This window comes from Aquimarina sp. AU474, from assembly GCF_900312815.1.
Lineage (GTDB): Bacteria > Bacteroidota > Bacteroidia > Flavobacteriales > Flavobacteriaceae > Aquimarina.
Genome location: NZ_OMPE01000007.1, coordinates 493,279 through 515,001, shown reverse-complemented (window position 1 = coordinate 515,001; position 21,723 = coordinate 493,279). Strand labels below are relative to the sequence as shown.

Genomic DNA, 21,723 nt, shown 5'->3' with positions numbered 1-21,723 from the left:
TTTTTAGGCGAAACTTTAAACCTAAAACACAAAAACTTTAAATATGTATGGCTACAGAAAATAAAAATTTATCAGAATATGATAAGGCAATAATCCCAAACGCGAAGAACTTTCGGTTTGGGATTGTTGTTTCAGAATGGAACGAGACAATTACGCAAGGGTTGTTTCAGGGAGCGTTTGATGCATTAACAGATTGTGGGGCAATAAAAGAAAATATTGTGAGATGGAATGTCCCAGGTAGTTTTGAGTTGATTTATGGGTGTAAAAAAATGCTAGAATCTTTTGATATGCTCGATGCTGTAATTGCTATAGGTTCTGTAATACAAGGTGAAACCAAACATTTTGATTTTGTGTGCGATGGAGTTACTCAAGGAATCAAAGATCTTAATATCAAAAGTGATATACCAGTTATTTTTTGTGTGTTAACCGATAATACTATGCAACAATCTATTGATCGTTCTGGAGGGAAACATGGTAATAAAGGTACCGAAGCCGCAATAGCCGCAATTAAAATGGCTCAATTGCGAAAAGATGCGACGTTTTATAAATAGTATTCTCACCGTTTTCGGACTCTTATTAGTGGCCTAATTGTTGATATTTTGATGTTATTGTAATGCTAAAAGCTTTACATTTCAATACATTTTTAAGTACCTTTGGTTTATTATGGGAATCTTCAAGACAAGAAAAAATAAAAAATTCAGTTATTCTCCCAGGTATTGGGATGATAAAGGAGAAGGGAACCCTTATCAAATGGAACAGAAGTTTGATAAATTCCGATCTACAGTAGGAAAAAACAAAAACATTAAAAGTACTTTTAATGATGCTTGGGATGAACTAAAGCATGGTGCTGATAAAAAGGTAAACACAAGAATTTTGTGGATTATAGGTGCACTCCTTTTTGTTTTTTTATATTTTATAGATTTTGATTTGTCCATATTCTTTACAGATTCTTGATGTCAGATATCATACAACTATTACCAGATCACGTTGCTAATCAAATTGCTGCTGGAGAGGTCGTACAAAGACCAGCTTCTGTAGTAAAAGAATTGTTGGAAAATGCAATAGATGCTCAGTCTTCTTATATCAAATTGATTATAAAAGAAGCAGGAAAAACACTTATTCAGGTTATTGATGATGGTGTAGGTATGAGCGTTACTGATGCTCGACTTAGTTTTGAGCGTCATGCAACTTCTAAGATTAAATCTGCCGAAGATCTTTTTCACTTAGATACCAAAGGTTTTAGAGGAGAGGCCTTAGCTTCTATTGCGGCTATTGCACATGTAGAGCTAAAAACGAAGCAGGAAAAAGACGAAACAGGAACCGAAATTAAGATTGAAGGTAGCAAAGTGACATCACAAGAGGTATGTGCAACGCCCAAAGGAACTGCAATAAGCGTAAAAAATTTATTTTATAATATTCCAGCTAGAAGAAATTTTTTGAAATCTAATGCTGTAGAATTGCGCCATATCATTGATGAATTTCATCGCGTCTCTATGGCTCATCCTTCGATAAGATTTGATATGTATCATAATGGCTCTGAGATATTTAATCTGCCCATTTCGAATCATAGACAGCGTATAGTAAATATTTTTGGAGGAAAAACTAACGAAAAACTAGTGCCGATAGAGGAGGAGACAGATCTAGTTACTATAAGTGGTTTTGTGGGTAAACCAGAATATGCAAAAAGATCAAGAGGAGAGCAGTTTTTCTTTGTTAATAATAGATTTATTAAAAGTGGTTATCTTAATCATGCTGTTAATGCTGCCTTTGAAGGTCTTTTAAAAGATAAATCAAACCCTAGTTACTTTATCTATTTGGAGGTAGACCCTATGTCTATTGATATTAATATTCATCCCACAAAAACTGAAATTAAGTTTGAAGACGAACATGCTTTATATGCTATGTTGCGTGCTACAATAAAACATAGTCTAGGACAATTTAATGTGGCGCCCGTATTAGATTTTAATAGGGATGCATCGATGGATACTCCTTATGAATTTAAAGGTAAAGAGGCACAGGCGCCGATAATAGAAGTAGACAGAAGCTTTAATCCTTTTACTGAAGAAAAAGTACCTAGTAGTAGTGGTTCTTCTTCTTCTAAACAATATACTTCCTTTAAGAAAGAATCAGCTGGGGATTGGGAAAATTTATATGCGGGATTAGAGTCTGAAGTAAGTAAACTTAATACTAAGGATACCGAATTTTCTTCGATAGAGTTTGAGAGTGCCGAAGTGACCGGAGAACTATTTGAAGATGAGAAAAAAGATTTGGGTCAACAAACTACTTATCAACTTAAAAGAAAATATATAGTCACAACCATTAAAAGTGGTATGGTGGTAATACACCAACATCGTGCACATCAAAGAATATTATACGAAGAATTATTACGTAATATTACAATGGCTAGTGCAGCTAGCCAGCAGTTGTTGTTTCCTTTAAAAATTTCTTTTTCCAAACAAGAGGTAGCGCTTTTAGAAACTGTAAAAGAGCAGTTAGAAAATGCAGGGTTCGTTTTTGGGGACTCTTCATTAGGAGAAATAGAAATTAATGCTATTCCTTCTGCGGTGCAAGAAAAAGAAGTCGCAGTATTATTAGAGCAATTACTTAGTGATTTAGAAAATGAAGTGCCAGAAAGTGGATTTTCGCAAACTGATGCTTTGGCAAAATCAATAGCTAGGAGTTTGGCTATACGAACCGGAGTAGAACTAGCTCAAGAACAACAACAATATATGGCAAATAGTTTATTTGCCTGTACCGAACCAACAGTAACACCAGATAATAAGCCGACTTTCATCACGTTAACAGTAGATGAAATCGATAAGAAATTTTAGAAAATAAATGGGGAGAATTACAGAAACAGTAAAGGTCTTATTGATAATCAATGTGATTGTTTTTATAGGATCAATTTCTCTGGGAGATAATGCGTTCGCATGGTTTGCATTATGGTTCCCAAAAAATGATAACTTTCAGATATGGCAATTAATTAGTCATATGTTTATGCATGCAGATGCAGGGCATATATTCTTCAATATGTTTGCATTGTATATGTTTGGAAGTCATTTGGAAAACTCTTTAGGTCAAAAAAGATTTATTTTTATTTATTTATTTTCTGGCTTAGGATCTGTAGGATGTCAAATTTTATTTACCTATTTTCAATTTAACCCGGGATATGAAGCTTATTTAGAAGCAGGTTTGTCATCTTCGGAAATTGGTACATTTATTCAGGATGCAATTTCTTCAGGTCAGTATAAAGTATACCCTGGCATTTCACAAGAAGTTACCGAAAAAATGATTAGAGCTTATGTAACACCAATGGTTGGCGCATCGGGAGCTATTTTTGGAGTTTTGGCCGCTTTTGCTGTGTTATTTCCTAATTTGCCTTTGTATATTATGTTTATTCCAATACCGATTAAAGCTAAATACTTGATAGGAGGATATTTCTTATTAGATTTATATGGTGGTATTACGGGTCAAGCTATATTAGGACCTTCTAATGTAGCACATTGGGCGCATATTGGTGGTGCTGTAATTGGTTTTATTACCATGTGGTACTGGAAAAAAAATTCATTTAATCAACATCGTTGGTATTAAGATGGCAGTTAATAATATAACATATCAATTTAAAACGGCTAATATTGTTATTAAGCTTATTGTTATTAATGTTTTACTATTTCTATTTGCCACGTTAGGCTCTTGGATTTTTAAAACACAAGCAGGCGTTCTTATGGAGTGGTTTGTATTACCAGTTGAGCCTGGAGCCTTGGTTATACAAATATGGAGTATACTAACTTATAGTTTTTTGCATTTTGATTTTTGGCATATCTTCTGGAATATGTTAGTATTATATTGGTTTGGGCAATATGTCTTAAATCTATTTACAGAGAAAAGGTTCTTGACGATATATTTATTAGGAGCTTTATGTGGTGGATTATTGTTTGTTTTGTCTTATAATGTGTTCCCGGTATTATCTGGTAGCTTAGCGTATCTTATTGGAGCTTCTGCAGCTGTTCGAGCAATAATGATTTTTATAGCGGCATATACGCCTAATGCAGAAGTTAGAATTATCTTTTTTAATGTAAAATTATGGCAAATAGGAGTTTTTGTAGTCTTATCAGATTTAATTCAAATACCTACTTCTGGTAATGCGGGTGGTTTAATTGCTCATTTAGGAGGCGCAATATTTGGATATGTTTATGCCATGCAGCTCAAGAAAGGAAATGATATAGGTGCCTGGTTTGAAAAAATGATGGATGGATTTGTAAATTTATTCAAAGCCCAAAAGAAGAGTCCTTTAAAAACAGTGCATAAATCAAAAACATATGCAAAATCTACCAAAAAAACTACCTCATTAAAGAAACAAGTTAAAAACCCTAATCAGCAACAAATTGACTCTATTTTGGATAAGATTAGTAAAAGCGGATATGATAGTTTAACCAAAGAAGAAAAAGACTTTTTATTTAAGGCAGGTAAGGAATAGGAGTACGAGTATGAGGAAATTAATAAACAAATTTGTCTTTTTGATGAATTCTATAGCGGCATGTACGCTATTACTATCGTATTTATTGCCTTATGTTTCTCCAAAAACTTTTCCGCTATTATCTGTATTAAGTTTGGCGGTACCTATTTTGATTGTTATTAATGCAATCTTTTTGGTGTATTGGGTTGTGTTACTAAATAAAAAAGGAATACTTTCTCTGGTAGTTTTAATATTAGGTATCTCTCATGTTTCTTCTTTGTATAAGTTAAGTGGTAAATCTACCGATGATAATAAAGAGGGAATCTCGATATTAAGCTTTAATGTTCGAAGTTTTAATAGATTTCGTTGGATAGATTCTGATGTTATTCCTCAGGATATTTCTAAAATGATCCGTGCAGAAAATCCGGATATTTTTTGTGCTCAAGAGTACTATAACAATCCAGACTCAGATTTTACGCAATACCCTTATAAGTATCAAGATTTTAATAATGACAATGGTGAATTGGCTTTAGTAGTTTTTTCTAAATTTCCTATTATTAATAAAGGGTCTTTACATTTTAAAAAAACGGCTAATAATATTATTTTTTCTGATATTGTAATTAAGGAAGATACTGTACGCATATATAATGTGCATTTGCAATCTCATAAAATAAGTTCTAATACCGATAAACTTGCAAAAGAAGATTCTCAAAAACTGCTTAAAAGAATTCAAATTTCGTTTGAGAGACAGCAAGAGCAAGTAGAAAAACTGATCAAACACATGAAAACATCACCGTATAAAAATATTGTAATGGGTGATTTTAATAACTCGGCATATTCTTATGTGTATAATAAGGTTATTTCAAAAGGACTTCAGGATGCTTTTAAAGAAGCGGGTAGGGGGTTTGGAACAACTTTAGAGTTTGATTTGTTTCCCGTTCGGATAGATTTTATTTTGGTACCTCAGGATTTTGAAGTACTCGAGTTTAAAAATTTTGATCAAGAGCTATCGGATCACTACCCAATATCGTCTAGAATTAAGTTATAAACTTTGAGGTATAAAATTATATTTAATATATGGATTAAATATAATAGTGCTACTCAATACGAGTAGCGCTATTTTTCATTTTATCTTCCCAGCCTTCAGCAAAAGATGCATGACTATTTTTTATCATTAGTTTCATTTTGTCTTTAATGATATTTTGTATTTTTTCAGGTAATGCGTAAAATTTACTACTAATTTTAGTTAGTCTTCCGCCTTTTATGTCACTGTTTTGATGTCTAATGGTTATTCGTCTTTTATTGTGATAGAGCATAATTTTTACTCGTCCGTCAACATAGTCATTTTGTCCTTTCGTTCCATATACTAATAGCAGGTCGACTATACCATCCTCATCCAAATCGGTTAGTGATGAGTATGCATTCCAAAACCCAATCGAAGTTTCCCAATCCTCATCAATGTCATCTTTGATAGAAGAACTTTTTTTCAATTGCTTATTTTTATTTGATATTTTAAGTGCTTGTATATGGTTATATAATGAATCATTTTCTTCGTTTGTTTCTGAAAAATGATCGGTTAATAATAAATAGTATTCTCCTAATTGATCTTTATACGAATATGCTTGGTATATGGGGTAATCAATTCCTAATTGACCTTTTTTTCTTCTTGTAAATGTGGATGAAATTTCTTTTTCAGATAATTTATTTACAATAGCTGAATCATATTCGATAGAATCTTGTCTATTTAAATCTATTATAGTGGTAACCTCTTCTTTTTCGGTTTCCTGATCAGTATTATTTTTGGATTCGTTAGATTGTTTTTTACATGAAAAGACAGCAATAATCGTAATAAAAAGTAGAAATTTTTTCATAGATATAGGGTGGTTTAAAAATAATAAGTTGGTATCAGTTACGTAATAAATGTAGTCAATATTTTGTAAATAGATAATATAAAGATAATTACATCATCCAGCAATCCAGTTGATCCGTAATAATATGCCATAATAATGCAAGACCTATGATTCTAGTTTTTTTGAAAAAAAATAGAACACCATATCCTATTATAGCGTAGCATGTGTGTAAAGGATGAAGCTCAATACTGCAACGATTGGGATCAAAAATAGGATCTGCCAGAAGATGATCTAGATCGATGAGCATAGTGGATAAAAAAATGAGATATACCTCTTTCCACTTTTTGGGAAAGAAGATTAATGCAACTATTAGGGGGATAATTAAATGAAGACTATAGTGTATTATTGGACGTAACATGTAATTGAAAATTGGTATTGTATTCTCTATTTTTACTTAGGGGTAAAATAATTTTCTATAAGAGAACAAAGTAAATAGGTGTACTTTTCTGCTCCTTTATTATTAAGATGATTGTTGTCATATAGATATTTGGTATTAGTAATATTTTTGATAAATTTTTTCGAATATTTTATCTTTATACTATCAGGTAACGAATTATATAATGGAATAACAATATTTTTTTCTTTATTGTTTTTATAAGTTATGGGTAGAAAGAAAATCAATTTAGTATTATGTTTTGAACTTAATTCGAGTAAATAATTAATGTAATTGTGATAAGAACTTAAGTCCTTATTCTTTATTGATAAAGAATTTATTTCATTAAATGTTATGAATGGAGTAGTTGATTCAAAATTATTTTGATCTAAAGGAACGAAACCTACTATTTTTTTATTTCTTTTTTGATGATGTACTCCTAATATTCTTTTTATATCTTTTTTTAGAGGATTTTTTGCAAAAACATAACTGTTCAATGTATTAATACCAATACGAGTTTTTTTTAGAACATTTTCCTTTTTATTTAATTCATGAATACTTTTGAATATATCGAGTTCGGCCTCATCAGCAAACTGTATTAGACCCGTTGACAATTCTTGAATGATAGGAGATAATTCTACAAAAATTACTTTCGGAGTATGATTTTGTATTAAAAAGTCCGTAAGAATAGAATTGCTGAGAAAAGTCGAACCACTAATTCCTAAGTTATAAATGTTTTGATTGTGAAACTTTTCACGAAGAATAGCTGGGTTAATACTTTTTTGAACTCTACTAGAGCCTATAAAATAATAAGAAGGCTTTTCTTTATTATTCATGTTCTTTACTATAGTTGAAAATTGGGTTTCTGTTTTTTTTGGAGATATGCTCCTAAAGAACAACCCTACGAAGAAGATAATAGCTCCAAAAGTAATTAATTTTAGAATTGTTTTTTTTCTTCTCATACCATATGTCAGAATAAAATGTAATAATTGTCAACTCCTGTGCCCGCTCCAAATATCAAGATTATAATCGCTAACTTAATGTAAATAAACCATCTATTTAAAAAAGACTTATCCTGTAGGTAATTATCAAACCTTGTATTTCCAGCTTTACTATAATGATAATCCATTATTAAAAATGAGCATGATATTATTATAATATTCATTAATTCATTCTCTAAAATTTCTTGAGGAAAAAAAGAAGCATCAAAAAGTTTTTGAACCAAAAAATTAAGATCAGAAGAGATGAAAATTAAAGCTAATATACTTGAAAAAAATAGGTGGTATAGATAGCCTGCCGATTTCCTGAATTTGGCATAAGGAAGTTTTTTTAAATCGAATTTTTTTTCGAGTATAATCCATGATCCATTCAAAACCCCCCAAACAAGAAGTGTAAATATGACCTCGTGCCATAAGGCGATTAATATAAAGGTGATAAATAAAAATAAGTCAGTGTACTTTCTTTTTTTATCGTATTTAGCAATAACAAAGAAAAAATAATCTCTAAACCACTCGTTTAAGGTGATATGCCACCCTTTCCAAAATTCTTGTCTTGAATTAGAAAAATATACTCTATTGCGAAAATTGTCTTTTAATTGAATACCGAAGATTTGAGAAATACCTTGAAAAAGATCAACAAACGAACTGAAGTTACTATAGAGATAAAGAAAGAAAAGTAGCCCCAATACCAAATAATAAAAACCACTAATATCTGTGGATAATAAGTTATTGATCAAAGAGAAAATTCTTTGAGCAATAACCATGTTTTTAAATAATCCAAATAATATCAAACGAGTTCCCTTCGAAATGGAAGTGTCAGAAATAGAAATTATCTCAAACTGTTTTATTAAGTATTTTGCTCTGTGCAGTGGACCTGAAAATATAGCCGGAAAGTAAATTAGGTATAGTAATAAAAGAAAAAAATTCTTTTCAGGCTTTATGTATTTTCTTTTAATATCAATTAAATAACTAATACTATTAAAAGTGAAATACGATAGACCTATTATTTGAAATAATGATGACCACTTAAACCATTCAAAAAGCCATACGTCCTTTGTGATGTAATCTTCAAAATGAAAACTGGTGTTCGTTACTTTTGCTATGACTAAAGGTATTAATATAGCAAATATTGCGACTTTGGTTTTAGAATGATTACGTTGTATGACAAAGCCAAATAGGTATATTATATATGCAATAAAAACTAAAAGAAATAGCTTGGAACCAGCTAATATGTAATAAAATAGCAAGCTAGTAGTTAAGAGAGCTTTCCATTTATTTTCTTTAGAAAAAAAAGAAAGTAAAGCCAAAGAACTTAATACATAAAGTAGGATTAGAAGTAAATTAAATTCAATCATTTAGTTTACAATTCATTTTAAAATCTATTAAAATATCAGTTTTTATAAGATTGGATTATTCTATTTCGTAATGTTTAATGATTCAACGGTTCTCATAAAAATTTGTCTAGCCCATTTTATTTGTTGCGTACTGTCTATTTTATAATCTTTTAAAAAATTAATCATTGGTTTTAAACAAAATCTCATTTCTCGACGTGATATCTGAGCTCCTAAGCAAAAGTGATTTCCTCCTCCAAATGCCAAATGTTCATTAGGATTTCTATTAGGAATAATTTTATCCGGATCATTAAAAATATCAGGATCTCGATTTGCACTGGCTAGGCATAGGTATAATTTTGATCCAGCTGGTATAATTGTGTTTTTATGTTCGAAAGGTTCCTTATTTACCCTTACGGTATATTGTAAAGGGGAGGAAAATCTGAATAACTCTTCTATTAAAAGATTTAAACTCTTAGTGTCACTTCCTAATATGTACTTTATAAGAGTTGGTTTTTTTAGAATTTCAAACAATGCCATAGTTAAATTGTCTTTTGAAGTTTCAAAAGCCGCCATTACACTAATTGACATAATCGAATACATATCTTCTTCAGTGTAGTCTATATTCAATTGATCAGCAAAAAGCATAATGTTTTTTTTGTATTCAGAGTCATGAAAAATATCCTGCCCCCATAAAAACCATGAATTTATTTCTTTATAAACCTGTTTCGGTATGAATATATCTTGGCTTCTTGCCAACATATTCGAATATTTTTTCACTTTTTCAAAACTCTCATAATCTTTAATCCCGAAAAGTTTCTCTGTAACTAAGAAAATAAAATATGCACAGTAGTCAACTATATCAATAGTTTTTGAATCCTTATATCGATCATGTAATATGTTTATTGAATCATTAATGATAAGATCTAGATTGAATTCTTTAAAGGATCTACCCATTATTGACCTTAAATTTTTATGATCATCATTATTTAAATACATTGGCCACTTTTGAGTGCCTTTAGACAGATAAGGACATACATTGGTGTTTTTAAAAATATAGGGTTCTTTTTGTTGAAAATATGCACTCAACTCAGATGCTTCAAATTCGTTTGATCGTATTATTTTGCTTACGTCCTCATATCTAAAAAATATCCATTCATTATGAGCTCCTTTATGTATTGGTTTTTTTTCTCTACATTCTTTGAGATGCGTATATGGGTTTTCAAAATAACCTTTAGTAAAAGGGTTCCATACTATTTCTGAGCTTCTATCCATTTTGCAAGCTTGTTTATGGTATCATATTCAGAAAAAACAGTTGGATCAATTTCTCCAATATTTAATTTACCTTCTAAATCAAAAGCAAGAGTAAGAACAGATAGAGAGTCCATTTTAAAACTCGTAAATTCTTCATCATATGTTATTTCTTGGATTGGCAATTCAGTTTCTTCGGCTATTTTTTCCTGAAGCCATAATTTTATATCCATGGTATTTTACGGGTTTAAGGTTTATTAGTTGTTTTTGTGATTGGAAATTTTTAAAAACTTGATATTATATAAAAATCGATTGTTGTTCGAGATAAGTCAATGCATTTGTGCCTTCATTAAACAATAAATCCAAGATGCATAAATCGGGAATGAAATCATATTTATCCGAGAATACTTGTATGTATGATTCAAGAGAATAGGGTTTTTCCTTTTTGGCATTTACGAAATCTCGAAAATCCGTAACACCTTCTGGTTTGATTTGAAAAGCTGAAGTTTTAAAAAAAGAAAGGTCTAGTTGAAGACAATCCTTAATAACCTCTGTGCATTCATAATTAAAATCCAATAAAAATTCTTTTTTGGTTTCAAAAAGATGTATCAACTCATCTTCATAATATTCAAAAAAAGGAGAGGTTCTGTAGGCAGTTTCTATTGATCTCCAATGTAGTGTTTGCCATTCAAAGTCGTTTTCTATTCGAACATCCCTATATAATTGACGTTTCCCTTTACCAAGATGTTTAATGGGTATTGTTAAAAGTAATTTACCATTTGCGCCATAGATATACATCCGGTTTCGATATGTTTGTTTTTGATAATTATCTTGGTTTTCATAGGTAACAGAAGCAGATTGCGATATGGCGGCATATTGCCCAATAGAGCCAAAATACATTGGATGTAGTAATATGTTTTTCAATATTTGCTAGTAAGAGTTTTTAGTACTACTATGCTTTTTTCTTTTTTCTCTTCTTATATTGGTCATAGATAATCCAACCAGCTAATAGAATCAAGAAATATCTAAAATAAGAAACGGGTTTACCGTTACCACCAACCGTAGTAAACATACGATCCCAGCGTATTTTATTAAAAAGACCTTTAGCATTGGTGTCCCAACTAAACCAAACAAAAACAGGTTTACCTACAATGTGATTAGCAGGAACATATCCCCAAAGACGACTATCTTCACTATTATGGCGGTTATCACCCATCATCCAGTAATAATCTTGTTTGAATGTATATGAATCTAGTGGTTCTCCATTTAGTAATACTTGAGTCCCGTTTACCGATAGTTTGTTGTCAATACCTAGCTCAGAACCTTCATAAACCTCAATAATCCTACGGTATAGAGAAAAACTTTTTAAATCCATTTTTACTGTTTTTCCTGCTTCAGGAAGGTAAATTGGTCCAAAATTGTCATTGTTCCAATTTACTTTTCCGTTATTCGGAAAAATATTTGGATTTTTACGACCTTTTGGTTCTAGTATTTTTTCTAAGCTAACTACGTTAGGATGATTTTTAAACTTTTCTGCGGCCTCATCGGTCATTCCTGCCGAGTGAAACTGTGATTCATTATAACCAAACTCGTTTGGCTTTATTTTATAGCGATTGTATAAATTTTGAAGGTTAAAATTACTTCCTTTCGTATTTCCTAAATAGGAAAACTGTAATTGAGCCCGATCCGGCAATTCATTTTGTTTTCCGTTAATATGCACATATCCATCAACAACAGATAATGAATCTCCTGGAACACCTACACAGCGTTTTACATAGTTTGATTTTTTATCAATAGGTTTATAGTGATATTTTCCGTCACCATAAGGTTTGAATGCATTTACGGTATCTACAGGCCAACTAAATACTACAATGTCATTGCGCTTAATCTTTTGAAAACCTGGTAATCTAAAATATGGATATTGCGGACTACTAGTATAGGATTTTGTTCTTACTACTGGTATAGTGTCATGTACCATGGGAAAAGATACGGCCGTCATAGGCGTACGAGCACCATAATGAAATTTACTCACAAACAAAAAGTCACCTACAAGTAACGTTCTTTCTAATGAACCCGTAGGTATAGTATAAGGTTGCATAAAATAAGTATGCACAATAGTAGCCGCAACAACTGCAAATAATATAGAGCTCACCCATTCTCCTGTTGCCGTCCTTGGTTTTAAACTTCTATCTTCAATATAAGTAACGTCTAGCATGTAACTTATATAAAAGATATACAACCCAAGTGTAACGATTACCAAAATGGTATCTGTAGTAGAGTTTTTTCCAAAGCTTCTAATAGTTTCTACCCATATAACAGGAAGCATAATTACATTAATAACAGGTATAAATAGTAATATAACCCACCACCAAGGTCGATTTATGATCTTCATTAAAACTACAGCATTATAAACAGGAACAAGTGCTTCCCAGGCTTTTCTACCAGCTTTTACATATAGTTTCCATGTCCCTAAAAAGTGAATCACCTGTAATATCAGGAAAAAAATAAACCATTCTGTGAGTATCATCTGTCTTGTATTTTTTTAGTATAAGTACTATTTACTTTGAAAGTGTTACACTTTTTATAACCCTAAAACGTCTTTCATTCCAAAAACTCCTTTTTTATCTTGTAGCCATTCTGCGGCTACCACAGCACCTAATGCAAATCCATTGCGATTGTGAGCAGTATGCGTAATTTCTATATCATCAACTTGAGAAGAATATGTTACCGTATGAGTGCCAGGAACGTTATTAATTCTTTTTGCAGTAATCGGAATGGTGTTTTCATTTCCCTGGTCCAACTGCCAAGCATTTTGATTTGTGTTTTCGATAATTCCTTCAGCCAAGGTAATAGCAGTTCCACTTGGAGCATCTAATTTTTCGGTATGATGAATTTCTTCCATAGCTACAGAATATCCTTCTCGAGGATGCATCATTTTAGCTAGTTTTTTATTTAATTCGAAGAAAAGATTAACTCCTAGACTGTAATTAGAGGCATAAATAAAACTACCTTTTTTATCCTTGCACAATCCTACGATCATATCATAATAGGATAACCAACCTGTGGTTCCCGAAATAACTGGTACTCCAGAGTTAAAACAATTGGTGATATTATTTACTGCTGCAGATGGAATACTAAAATCGATTGCTACATCTGCTTCTGAAAGATCATAGTTAGTATCATCTTTATCTACTTTTAATACAATAGTGTGACCTCTTTCGATTGCTATTTTTTCTATGGTTTTACCCATTTTACCATATCCTAGCAGTGCAATTTTCATATATTGATTGGTTATTTTGAAAAATAAGATGCGTACATCTTAAAAACTAAAGTTTAGTGAAACCCCATAATTAGGAGTGGCATCAAACTCATTAAAATTTATTTTTGGTTTAAAAGAAAGGTCTTCGGAAATATTATATTGCTGTAAGTGAGCAGTAACATTTGCATCTACTATATTTAAAAGATATGCAGCAACTGTTAACAACAAAGCTAATTCTTTGTCTCGCCTAAAACGATCTTGTATATCGATTAATTGTTCGTTAGTTAATAATTCTAACCCTGTTTCTTGATCTATAAAACGGTCATCTCTAAAACCGGCAAGTCGGCGTTTAAAAATATCTCTAAACTCGTTGTATTGATTGTTGTTGTCGATATAGAAATATATACCTGCTCCTATGGCACCATAAACTGCAGGCAATCTCCAATATAGCCCTTTGCCATTATATACTTGTCCTAAACCTGGAAGTACTGCCGAGTAAAAAGCAGCTTTTGCAGGAGCTAGAGGCTTGTAAGGTCTTATTTTATCCTTTTTCTTTTCTCTTCGTTCCTTCTTTTTTCTTTTCTTTTTTACAGCTACTTCTTCAGTAGTAACTTTTAATTCTTCATTTTCTTGTGAGTGAACACTTTGAAAAGAGAACAGTATAAAAAATATGATATAACAACATTTAATCTTCACTATTGATAAGTTTCTTTATGCGTTTAAAATCTTCTTCAGAAGAAAATGGGATAATTAATTTACCACTTCCTTTACCAGAAACTTTTACATCAATTTTTGCGCCAAAATACTCAGAAAAATCTTTAACTCCCTTGGCAATGTGTTTTGGTAATTGCCCAGCTCTATTGGGAGATGGATTTTCATCACTTTCTGGAGCGTTTAACGATCGAACGAATTTTTCAGTATCACGCACAGACAAGGACTTACCTATAATCTTTTCATAGATGTCTAATTGTTGTTGTTGATCTGTTATATTTATTAGTGCACGGCCATGCCCCATAGAAATGAAACCATCACGCATCCCTGTTTGTACGATAGGATCTAATTTTAATAATCTAAGATAATTGGCAATAGTGGATCTTTTTTTACCAACTCTATCACTTAATTGCTCTTGAGTTAAACTAATCTCATCGATAAGTCGTTGATAGGATAATGCTATTTCTATAGGATCAAGATCTTGTCTTTGTATATTTTCTACCAAGGCCATAGTTAACGACTCCTGATCATTGGCGATCCTAATATATGCAGGAATCGTTTTAAGACCTGCTAATTTAGAGGCTCTAAAACGACGCTCACCACTAACAAGTTGGTAATTGTCAAAATCTAATTTTCTAACAGTAATAGGTTGTATTACTCCAACTTCTTTTATAGAAGTTGCAAGCTCACGAAGAGTTTCGTCATTAAAACTGGTACGAGGTTGAAAAGGATTAACATCAATGCTTCCTAATTCTAATTCTATAATATTACCAACTACCTTATCTGCATTTTTATCCTCAACGGATTTAATATCATTATCCGGATCTTTTAACAGGGCCGATAATCCTCTTCCTAAAGCTTGTTTTTTTGTTGCTTTCGCCATGAATCCTTAACTATTTTTCTTAATAATTTCGTGTGCCAAACTTAAGTAATTACTCGCTCCTTTACTGGCAGCATCATAATTAATTATACTTTCTCCATAACTAGGTGCTTCACTTAAACGTATATTCCTCTGGATGATTGTTTTAAACACCATTTCATTAAAGTGTTTTTGCACTTCTTCGACTACTTGGTTAGATAATCTTAACCTAGAATCGTACATGGTTAATAATAATCCTTCTATATCCAGATTTGTATTATGAACTTTTTGAACACTTTTGATCGTGTTTAATAGCTTACCTAAACCTTCTAAAGCAAAATATTCACATTGAATAGGTATCATAACAGAATCTGCTGCTGTTAATGCATTTAACGTTAGTAAACCAAGAGAAGGTGCACAATCGATTAAAATATAATCATATTCTGATCGTAATCCTTTGATAGCTTTCTTCATCATATATTCGCGCTCATCTTTATCAACAAGCTCTATCTCAATGGCTACCAAATCAATATGCGAAGCAATAATATGCACATTTGGAGATGTTGTCTCTTTTATGGCATCTTCTGGTTTTGCAGTATGTTCAAGGATCTGATATGTTCCTTTTTCGATACTCTCAACGTCCAAACCAAGCCCAGATGTGGCATTGGCCTGCGGATCGGCATCGATTAGTAATACTTTTTTCTCTAATACGCCTAGAGAAGCTGCTAAATTTACAGAGGTCGTAGTTTTTCCTACACCTCCTTTTTGATTGGCAATCGCTATTATTTTACCCATGTGGGGAGATTTGGATTTAAGAGGTAAAAATACAATTTATTATATATTATAAAAATGAAAAATGTTAACAGTGAAATATAAAAAGACCATTCGCCTTTACGAATGGTCTAAGTTAATTTTCTAATTGTTAATAAATTCTTATTTCTTGTTTTTAGATCGTATAGAAGCTTCTAGCATGTCCCACATTTTTTCGGGAACTTGTTCTAACATATTAAACTCACCTGCACCTTTTAGCCATTCTCCACCATCTATAGTAACAACTTCACCATTCATGTATGCAGAAAAATCTGAAACTAAATAAGCTGCAAGGTTTGCTAATTCTTGGTGATCTCCAACACGAGCTAAGGGTACTTGTTTTGTGATATCTAATTTTTCTTTAAGATCTGCAGGCATTAACCTATCCCAAGCTCCTTTGGTAGGGAAAGGTCCTGGTGCAATAGCATTGAAACGCATTCCGTATTTGGCCCATTCTACAGCCAATGATCTGGTTAAAGCAAGAACACCAGCTTTTGCAGTTGCACTAGGCACTACATAGGCCGAACCTGTCCATGCGTAGGTAGTAACGATATTTAAAACAACTGTGTTTTTATATTGTGTGTCAATCCAATGTTTTCCAAAGGCAAGTGTACAATTTTTTGTTCCTTTCAAAACAATATCTATAATTGTATCGAAAGCATTAGCAGATAGACGTTCTGTAGGGGAAATAAAGTTTCCTGCGGCATTGTTAAGAAGTACATCAACCGATCCAAATTCCTTAATAACGGCATCTCTCATTGCTTCAACTTGATCATAATGCCTTACATCACACTGTAATGGGAGACAAATTCCGCCAGTTTCTTCTTCTAATTCTTTAGCTGTATTTTGTAACTTTTCAAGATTACGTGAAGTTATAGCCACCTTAGCTCCAAGTTCTAGAAAATACTTAGTCATTGATTTGCCTAATCCGCTACCACCACCAGTAACTACTATAGTTTTTCCATCTAGTGCTCCATCTCGAAGCATTTTATTTGTATAACTCATATGTTTATGATTATCTAATATTTGCTGAAAGTTACAATTTATATTCTAAATACTATGCGCGCATAGTATTTTTATTCCTATTCAAACGTAGAAATTAAAATTTCCAAAATTGTGATTGCCGCATCGCTAATCTTTGTTCCTGGTCCAAAAATAGCTACGGCTCCTGCATCAAAAAGAAAATCATAATCGTCTGGTGGGATTACTCCTCCTACAATAACCATAATATCTTCTCTGCCGTATTCTTTAAGTATAGCAATGATTTGAGGAACTAATGTTTTATGACCACCTGCGAGAGAAGAAACACCAACAATATGTACATCATTTTCTACTGCTTGTTTAGCAGCTTCTTCTGGAGTTTGAAAAAGAGGACCAATATCTACATCAAAACCAACATCTGCATAACTAGTTGCGACTACTTTTGCACCACGATCATGACCATCTTGCCCCATTTTGGCAATCATAATTCTAGGTCTTCGCCCTTCTAATTCTGCAAATTGATTAGCTAATTCTCTAGCTTTTTCAAAAGATTCATCGTTTTTTATTTCTTTCGCGTACACTCCGGTAAAAGATTTTATTTGTGCCTTATATCTTCCAAATTTTTTCTCAAGAGCATCACTAATTTCTCCAAGTGTAGCTCTCAATCTTGCTGCTTCTACTGCTAAAGCTAGCAAATTTTGCGTGTTATCATCAGCTCCATTGGTTAAATTGATAAGAGCTTGTTTTACTTTTTCTTCATCTCTAGAAGCTTTTACCTTTCTTAATCCTTCTATTTGTTGCGTTCTAACCGCTTGATTATCCACTTTTAAAGTGCTAATAGCTTCTTCTTCTTCTAGTTTATATTTATTAACTCCTATGATAACATCCTGTTCACTATCGATTCTTGCTTGTTTACGTGCGGCTGCTTCTTCTATCCTCATTTTGGGTATACCTGCCTCAATAGCTTTAGTCATACCACCTAGCTCTTCTACTTCTTGAATTAATTCCCAAGCTTTTTCGGCAATATCATTTGTAAGAGATTCTACATAGTAGCTTCCTGCCCAAGGATCAACAGTTCGAGTAATTTGAGTTTCTTCTTGTAAATATATTTGTGTATTTCTTGCTATTCTTGCCGAAAAATCTGTAGGTAAAGCTATGGCTTCATCTAATGCATTGGTATGTAAACTTTGAGTACCACCAAATGCTGCAGCGCTCGCTTCAATACATGTTCTGGCTACATTATTAAAAGGATCTTGCGCAGTTAAACTCCAACCACTGGTTTGACAGTGTGTTCGAAGCATTAAAGATTTCGGATTTTGCGGATTGAATTGTTTGATCAATTTTGCCCACAACATTCTTGCTGCTCTCATTTTGGCAATTTCCATAAAATGGTTCATTCCAATAGCCCAAAAGAACGATAATCGAGGAGCAAAGGAATCAATATCCAAACCAGCTTCTATTCCTTTTCTTATGTATTCTAAACCATCAGCCAAGGTATATGCTAATTCTATGTCACAAGTGGCGCCGGCCTCTTGCATATGATATCCAGAAATACTAATTGGATTAAATCTAGGCATATTTTTAGAGCAATATTTAAAGATATCACTAATAATACGCATAGATGGAGTAGGAGGGTAGATGTACGTGTTACGCACCATAAACTCCTTTAAAATATCATTTTGGATGGTTCCCGAAAGGAGATTTTGATCAACACCTTGTTCTTGAGCCGCTACAATATAAAAAGCCATAATTGGTAAAACGGCACCATTCATGGTCATGGATACAGACATTTTATCTAAAGGAATTTGATCAAAAAGAACCTTCATGTCCTCAACCGTATCTATAGCCACTCCGGCCATTCCAACGTCTCCAAATACTCTTTCATGGTCACTATCATAACCTCTATGCGTGGCAAGATCAAATGCTACGGATAATCCCTTTTGTCCAGCAGCCAAATTCCTGCGATAGAAAGCATTACTTTCTTCGGCAGTAGAAAAACCGGCATATTGGCGGATGGTCCATGGTCTGCGAACGTACATTGTTGAATATGGTCCTCTTAAATAAGGGGGAACTCCAGCAGAAAAATTAAGGTGCTCGAGATTAGAGATATCGCTTTTTTGATAAGCAGATTTTATATCTATCCCTTCAGAGGTATTAAATATTGAAACACTGGGTTCATTATTTGATACTGATTTTTTCGGAAGTTGTATGTGTTGTATGTCTTTTCTATTCATTACTCAACGCTTCGTTTCGAATGCTATATTAACGAGGCTATAAAATTAAGCTTTTAGAAATGATTTTTATTTAAAAAAACACAGCTATTTGGCACTTTAATGAGAATATGCTAAAAATTACCCAAAAGCTTTTTCAATTACCATGAGTATAGAGTAGTAAATATCGAAAGCAATAAAGTTCTTGATTTCAATACTGCTAAATTTTTTATTTGGGATATAATATATTTTTTGAGCAATTAAAGATGTGCTAATATTTCCATCTTGTTCAAGAGAATTGATAAGATCTACAAAATCATCACTATCACTAGAGTTTTTTAAACATTGTATAAATCCACCTCTATAATTAAAGATTAAAATTTCTTCTTCGTTTTCTTGATTAGATGTTGATGGGTGAGATTTTTTGTAGGCTTCATGATTCTCGTATTCACTTAGTTTGATCCAGAGAGAATTTTTATTACTCGCAATTTTTTTGAATTCACGTGCTAGTTGAATAGAATTATCCGAAGGAAGTTTTCTAAGATCAATGGATAGGCTAGCTACTTCGGCCAGAAAAGTTCTATACGTCTTTATAGAATCGTTTCCGAACTTGTAGTAACTAAATAAGTCATTCTCGAATGAAGCGAATGCTTTTTTTATAATTCCAGTTTCATCGACACTTTGACAATAGTGACTCGATTGAGCATAAGCTGTCTGTACGGATATAATCAAAAAGATGATTATAATCCTAGATCTAATCTTAAGGGGCATTAATTTAGATTTAGTAATGTTAATGTATAGGCTAAACTTTATGATTTAGTATGCAAGTTAACAATAAGTTAGCAAATATTAACGTTTTATTGCATCTTTTTCTCCATAATCGCACTTAATCGGCGTTTTATCACGGGTTCGAGTAGTGTTTTTCTTACATTTTTTTCTAAAAAAACAGGTTTTTGGAAGGTCGGAACCGCTTCGTCAGCGTTTTTATATTTATTTACACCAGTAAGAATAATTTTTTCATCATCAAAAAGTTCCTGTTCTTTTCGAGCAGTTTCTTTTATTTTTTTCTGGATCATTCCAGATTTTAATTGAGATAAAAAACCACCGCCTTCTTCTATATTTTTAAATAAAGACAATGCTTTTTCGGCTAACTGGTCTGTAAGACTTTCGATATAATAAGATCCAGAAGCAGCATTATCTACCAAATCAAAATAACTTTCATTTTTAAGAATTAAAAGTTGATTTAGAGATATTCTTGTTCCAAAATCGTTTTCAAGATTATAAATATCATCATATGGTAGGTTGTAGATTGTATCTGCACCACCTATTATTGCGCTCATACACTCTGTAGTTGTGCGAAGCATATTTACATTATAATCTAAAATGGTTTTATTGCGATGCGAAGGATAGGCCATGATATGGCATTCTTGGTTCACTTCATATGCTTTTGCCAAGGTACTCCAAAGTATTCTTAATGCTTTAAGTTTTGCAATTTCGAAAAAATAATTCCCACCTATTGCTACCTTAAACGCTACCTTATTGTTATTTAATGGATTACTATCATTATTAGTAAAGTGATTAAGGTACTCATTGGCGTGTGATAAAGCGTAAGCCAATTGCTGAACCATAGTAGCTCCTGCATTTTGATATAAACCCATATCGATACTGATGGTACTTTTAAGGAATTCAGATCTTGTGATTTTGTTCAAAGATTCATGATCTTCCTTTAAGGTATTAAACCAATTACCTGTTTCTGCTAGGTGATTGATAATATCTGTAAAGAGATAGGTTGTTAAAGATTTGCTTTTACAAAAATCGTTTAATTTAGAAATATAGTCGGCAGATAGAAATTGTGTTTCTATATAAATGGGAATTTCTGAACTAATATTTTGTAAAAGTTCTTTTATATCGACACCCTCTTTTTTGATAATAAAAAATATACTTTCTGCCCCTTTCTCAATAGCTTCTATTGCATTTTTATTTCCAACCTCTACATTATCAACTTCTATTTTAATAGAGTTTTTCCAGGAGGATGTATAAAAATTAGCATTATCTATTTCGTTTATATCTTCTTGATTGTAAAAAGGTTTAATATCAATCCCTTCTAAAGATTTGAAAATTAAAGCTTCATTATAATCGGCACCTTTAAGATCAAATTGAATTTTTTGCTTCCATTGTTTGGCAGAAACTTGATCAAAACTATCAAATAAGGGTTTAGTCATCTTTTTTGGTTTTAGGAAGGCTATCTTCATATTCGATGATGTAGATTTCTTCATCATCTTTTTTCATAAAATATTCTTCACGAGCAAATTTCTCTAATTCACTACTATCTTTTAGTACATTAATATCCTTTTGATCTTTAACGATCTCTTTAATAAAGTACTCTTTGTTATCTTCTAACTCTTTAATTTCTTGATCTAATTCTTTATGAATTAACCACGAATTGGTATCCAGAAATAACATCCAAATCACAAAAAGCAATACGATAAGCACATATTTATTTAAAAATATGGCAAATATCGGTATCAGTGCCGGCTTGTTTTTTAATTCCTGAAAATAACTTTTTAGCTTCAA

The 21,723-nt window shown here is 32.1% G+C and carries 23 protein-coding genes; 6 read left to right on the top strand and 17 right to left on the bottom strand.

The window, feature by feature from the left end; genetic code table 11:
- Window positions 1-47: 47 nt before the first annotated feature.
- From ribH to DK508_RS09035, 6 genes are all read left to right on the top strand, one after another.
- Window positions 48-551 carry a 6,7-dimethyl-8-ribityllumazine synthase gene (ribH, locus tag DK508_RS09060; RefSeq protein ID WP_109300424.1) on the top strand — a complete coding sequence of 168 codons (504 nt, stop codon included), beginning with the start codon at window positions 48-50 and terminating at the stop codon, window positions 549-551.
- Window positions 552-663: 112 nt separating this feature from the next.
- The gene (locus DK508_RS09055; RefSeq protein WP_109300423.1) at window positions 664-954 is read left to right on the top strand and encodes a riboflavin synthase subunit beta; all 291 of its coding nucleotides are present in this window, start codon (window positions 664-666) and stop codon (window positions 952-954) included.
- Window positions 954-2,831 carry a DNA mismatch repair endonuclease MutL gene (mutL, locus tag DK508_RS09050; protein ID WP_109300422.1) on the top strand — a complete coding sequence of 626 codons (1,878 nt, stop codon included), beginning with the start codon at window positions 954-956 and terminating at the stop codon, window positions 2,829-2,831. The genes DK508_RS09055 and mutL overlap by 1 nt, the downstream gene beginning before the upstream one ends.
- A 7-nt stretch (window positions 2,832-2,838) precedes the next feature.
- Window positions 2,839-3,591 carry a rhomboid family intramembrane serine protease gene (locus tag DK508_RS09045; protein WP_109300421.1) on the top strand — a complete coding sequence of 251 codons (753 nt, stop codon included), beginning with the start codon at window positions 2,839-2,841 and terminating at the stop codon, window positions 3,589-3,591.
- 1 nt (window position 3,592) lies between these two features.
- On the top strand, window positions 3,593-4,477 hold the full coding sequence (locus tag DK508_RS09040) for a rhomboid family intramembrane serine protease (protein WP_109300420.1): 885 nt from the start codon (window positions 3,593-3,595) through the stop codon (window positions 4,475-4,477).
- A gap of 43 nt (window positions 4,478-4,520) precedes the next feature.
- A complete protein-coding gene (locus tag DK508_RS09035) occupies window positions 4,521-5,504 on the top strand; it encodes an endonuclease/exonuclease/phosphatase family protein (RefSeq protein ID WP_160114630.1) in 984 nt (327 codons plus the stop codon).
- 49 nt (window positions 5,505-5,553) lie between these two features.
- Here the strand turns inward: DK508_RS09035 and DK508_RS09030 are convergent, their stop codons facing one another.
- The 17 genes from DK508_RS09030 to DK508_RS08950 form a co-directional block, all read right to left on the bottom strand.
- Window positions 5,554-6,327: a M949_RS01915 family surface polysaccharide biosynthesis protein gene (locus tag DK508_RS09030; RefSeq protein ID WP_109300418.1), complete on the bottom strand. Its 774-nt coding sequence runs from the start codon at window positions 6,325-6,327 to the stop codon at window positions 5,554-5,556.
- Between the two features lie 88 nt (window positions 6,328-6,415).
- Entirely contained in the window at window positions 6,416-6,724 is a 309-nt protein-coding gene (locus DK508_RS09025) for a DUF6122 family protein (RefSeq protein WP_109300417.1), read from the bottom strand.
- Window positions 6,725-6,756: 32 nt separating this feature from the next.
- On the bottom strand, window positions 6,757-7,701 hold the full coding sequence (locus DK508_RS09020; protein WP_109300416.1) for a hypothetical protein: 945 nt from the start codon (window positions 7,699-7,701) through the stop codon (window positions 6,757-6,759).
- Between the two features lie 8 nt (window positions 7,702-7,709).
- Window positions 7,710-9,092: an MBOAT family O-acyltransferase gene (locus DK508_RS09015; protein ID WP_109300415.1), complete on the bottom strand. Its 1,383-nt coding sequence runs from the start codon at window positions 9,090-9,092 to the stop codon at window positions 7,710-7,712.
- A 60-nt stretch (window positions 9,093-9,152) separates the two neighbouring features.
- Window positions 9,153-10,343 (bottom strand): cytochrome P450, encoded by a 1,191-nt coding sequence (locus tag DK508_RS09010; RefSeq protein WP_109300414.1) that lies wholly within the window; start codon window positions 10,341-10,343, stop codon window positions 9,153-9,155.
- Window positions 10,322-10,552, bottom strand: coding sequence for an acyl carrier protein (locus DK508_RS09005; protein WP_109300413.1), 231 nt, complete (start codon window positions 10,550-10,552; stop codon window positions 10,322-10,324). Before DK508_RS09005 ends, DK508_RS09010 begins: the two co-directional genes overlap by 22 nt.
- A 64-nt stretch (window positions 10,553-10,616) precedes the next feature.
- The gene (locus DK508_RS09000) at window positions 10,617-11,243 is read right to left on the bottom strand and encodes a WbqC family protein (protein ID WP_109300412.1); all 627 of its coding nucleotides are present in this window, start codon (window positions 11,241-11,243) and stop codon (window positions 10,617-10,619) included.
- A 28-nt stretch (window positions 11,244-11,271) separates the two neighbouring features.
- The gene (lepB, locus tag DK508_RS08995) at window positions 11,272-12,846 is read right to left on the bottom strand and encodes a signal peptidase I (protein ID WP_109300411.1); all 1,575 of its coding nucleotides are present in this window, start codon (window positions 12,844-12,846) and stop codon (window positions 11,272-11,274) included.
- Between the two features lie 54 nt (window positions 12,847-12,900).
- Window positions 12,901-13,599: a 4-hydroxy-tetrahydrodipicolinate reductase gene (gene dapB, locus DK508_RS08990; RefSeq protein ID WP_109300410.1), complete on the bottom strand. Its 699-nt coding sequence runs from the start codon at window positions 13,597-13,599 to the stop codon at window positions 12,901-12,903.
- A 39-nt stretch (window positions 13,600-13,638) separates the two neighbouring features.
- Window positions 13,639-14,274, bottom strand: a complete 636-nt coding sequence (locus DK508_RS08985; RefSeq protein WP_235016343.1) for a DUF5683 domain-containing protein — start codon at window positions 14,272-14,274, stop codon at window positions 13,639-13,641.
- Window positions 14,264-15,172 (bottom strand): ParB/RepB/Spo0J family partition protein, encoded by a 909-nt coding sequence (locus DK508_RS08980; RefSeq protein WP_109300409.1) that lies wholly within the window; start codon window positions 15,170-15,172, stop codon window positions 14,264-14,266. The genes DK508_RS08985 and DK508_RS08980 overlap by 11 nt, the downstream gene beginning before the upstream one ends.
- Window positions 15,173-15,178: 6 nt before the next feature.
- A complete protein-coding gene (locus tag DK508_RS08975) occupies window positions 15,179-15,943 on the bottom strand; it encodes a ParA family protein (RefSeq protein ID WP_109300408.1) in 765 nt (254 codons plus the stop codon).
- Between the two features lie 138 nt (window positions 15,944-16,081).
- Complete coding sequence (locus DK508_RS08970; protein ID WP_109300407.1) at window positions 16,082-16,963, bottom strand: SDR family oxidoreductase; 882 nt, start codon at window positions 16,961-16,963, stop codon at window positions 16,082-16,084.
- Between the two features lie 77 nt (window positions 16,964-17,040).
- Window positions 17,041-19,173 carry a methylmalonyl-CoA mutase gene (gene scpA, locus DK508_RS08965; RefSeq protein WP_109300406.1) on the bottom strand — a complete coding sequence of 711 codons (2,133 nt, stop codon included), beginning with the start codon at window positions 19,171-19,173 and terminating at the stop codon, window positions 17,041-17,043.
- A 117-nt stretch (window positions 19,174-19,290) separates the two neighbouring features.
- The gene (locus tag DK508_RS08960) at window positions 19,291-19,920 is read right to left on the bottom strand and encodes a hypothetical protein (RefSeq protein ID WP_109300405.1); all 630 of its coding nucleotides are present in this window, start codon (window positions 19,918-19,920) and stop codon (window positions 19,291-19,293) included.
- An 86-nt stretch (window positions 19,921-20,006) separates the two neighbouring features.
- A complete protein-coding gene (locus DK508_RS08955) occupies window positions 20,007-21,371 on the bottom strand; it encodes a methylmalonyl-CoA mutase subunit beta (RefSeq protein WP_109300404.1) in 1,365 nt (454 codons plus the stop codon).
- Window positions 21,364-21,723: a septum formation initiator family protein gene (locus DK508_RS08950; protein ID WP_109300403.1), complete on the bottom strand. Its 360-nt coding sequence runs from the start codon at window positions 21,721-21,723 to the stop codon at window positions 21,364-21,366. Before DK508_RS08950 ends, DK508_RS08955 begins: the two co-directional genes overlap by 8 nt.

Bases quoted from the DNA above. Each gene is read 5' to 3' on its own strand.
- ribH (WP_109300424.1), top strand. From the start codon at position 48: ATGGCTACAGAAAATAAAAATTTATCAGAATATGATAAGGCAATAATC.
- DK508_RS09055 (WP_109300423.1), top strand. From the start codon at position 664: ATGGGAATCTTCAAGACAAGAAAAAATAAAAAATTCAGTTATTCTCCC.
- mutL (WP_109300422.1), top strand. From the start codon at position 954: ATGTCAGATATCATACAACTATTACCAGATCACGTTGCTAATCAAATT.
- DK508_RS09045 (WP_109300421.1), top strand. From the start codon at position 2,839: ATGGGGAGAATTACAGAAACAGTAAAGGTCTTATTGATAATCAATGTG.
- DK508_RS09040 (WP_109300420.1), top strand. From the start codon at position 3,593: ATGGCAGTTAATAATATAACATATCAATTTAAAACGGCTAATATTGTT.
- DK508_RS09035 (WP_160114630.1), top strand. From the start codon at position 4,521: ATGAATTCTATAGCGGCATGTACGCTATTACTATCGTATTTATTGCCT.
- DK508_RS09030 (WP_109300418.1), bottom strand. From the start codon at position 6,327: ATGAAAAAATTTCTACTTTTTATTACGATTATTGCTGTCTTTTCATGT.
- DK508_RS09025 (WP_109300417.1), bottom strand. From the start codon at position 6,724: ATGTTACGTCCAATAATACACTATAGTCTTCATTTAATTATCCCCCTA.
- DK508_RS09020 (WP_109300416.1), bottom strand. From the start codon at position 7,701: ATGAGAAGAAAAAAAACAATTCTAAAATTAATTACTTTTGGAGCTATT.
- DK508_RS09015 (WP_109300415.1), bottom strand. From the start codon at position 9,092: ATGATTGAATTTAATTTACTTCTAATCCTACTTTATGTATTAAGTTCT.
- DK508_RS09010 (WP_109300414.1), bottom strand. From the start codon at position 10,343: ATGGATAGAAGCTCAGAAATAGTATGGAACCCTTTTACTAAAGGTTAT.
- DK508_RS09005 (WP_109300413.1), bottom strand. From the start codon at position 10,552: ATGGATATAAAATTATGGCTTCAGGAAAAAATAGCCGAAGAAACTGAA.
- lepB (WP_109300411.1), bottom strand. From the start codon at position 12,846: ATGATACTCACAGAATGGTTTATTTTTTTCCTGATATTACAGGTGATT.
- dapB (WP_109300410.1), bottom strand. From the start codon at position 13,599: ATGAAAATTGCACTGCTAGGATATGGTAAAATGGGTAAAACCATAGAA.
- DK508_RS08980 (WP_109300409.1), bottom strand. From the start codon at position 15,172: ATGGCGAAAGCAACAAAAAAACAAGCTTTAGGAAGAGGATTATCGGCC.
- DK508_RS08975 (WP_109300408.1), bottom strand. From the start codon at position 15,943: ATGGGTAAAATAATAGCGATTGCCAATCAAAAAGGAGGTGTAGGAAAA.
- DK508_RS08970 (WP_109300407.1), bottom strand. From the start codon at position 16,963: ATGAGTTATACAAATAAAATGCTTCGAGATGGAGCACTAGATGGAAAA.
- scpA (WP_109300406.1), bottom strand. From the start codon at position 19,173: ATGAATAGAAAAGACATACAACACATACAACTTCCGAAAAAATCAGTA.
- DK508_RS08960 (WP_109300405.1), bottom strand. From the start codon at position 19,920: ATGCCCCTTAAGATTAGATCTAGGATTATAATCATCTTTTTGATTATA.
- DK508_RS08955 (WP_109300404.1), bottom strand. From the start codon at position 21,371: ATGACTAAACCCTTATTTGATAGTTTTGATCAAGTTTCTGCCAAACAA.